Origin of the sequence: Micromonospora sp. MP36, from assembly GCF_008119785.1 — a bacterium.
GTDB lineage: Bacteria > Actinomycetota > Actinomycetes > Mycobacteriales > Micromonosporaceae > Micromonospora.
Map to the genome: position 1 here is coordinate 1 of NZ_VSFA01000287.1, position 730 is coordinate 730.

The 730-nt window shown below is 69.9% G+C and carries 1 protein-coding gene; it reads left to right on the top strand.

Going from position 1 to position 730, the window contains the following annotated elements; all coding sequences use genetic code 11:
- On the top strand, positions 1–730 hold a 730-nt coding region (locus tag FXF52_RS41200), incomplete at both ends, for a transposase (protein WP_148805060.1).

The window sequence follows — 730 nt, forward strand, 5'->3', positions numbered from 1 at the left end:
ACACCTATACCGAGTTGCGGGCGTTGATCCCGCACGGACAGATCGGCGCCGAGCTGCGGGCGATCGCCCGCGACGACGTGCGCGCTGCCCGGGACGAACGGCGCCTGGGCAACCGGCTGCGCGCCGACCTGCTGGCTGTCTTCCCGGCCGCCATCGAGATCGCTGACGGTGACCTGAGCTCCGCGGTGTTCCTCAAACTCATGGAACGCTGGCCTTCCGCGGACGCGTTAGCCGCGGTCAGCCGCGAGGAACTCGAGGCGTTCGCCCGTTCCTGCCGGCACGGCTGGCCAGGCCGGTTCGCCGACCGCGTCATCCAGACGCTCTCGCAGCCGCAGCTGAACGCTCAACCGGGCCTCGTCCAGGCCAAGACCGGCAGCATCCGGCTGGCTGCCGCCCAACTGCTACTCCTGCGCACCCAGCGACGCCTGTGGGAACGACGAATGGGTGAACTTCTCCTCGGCGGCCACCGCCCAGCACGGGCCAAGACGGTGAAGGACCCCGACCCGGCCAAGACATTCCCCGCCGGGGAGATCTACCTGAGCATGCCCGGCCTGGGCGACAGGCTCGCTGCGCGGGTCGCCGGGGAGATCGGCGAACACTGGCACCAGTTCGCGACACCGAACGCGCTGCAGTGCTATGCGGGCCAGGCACCCGTCACCAGACGCTCCGGCCGCAGCGAACACACCGTCGCTCGACGCCTGGCATTCAACCGCTACCTCGGCGAAGCCGT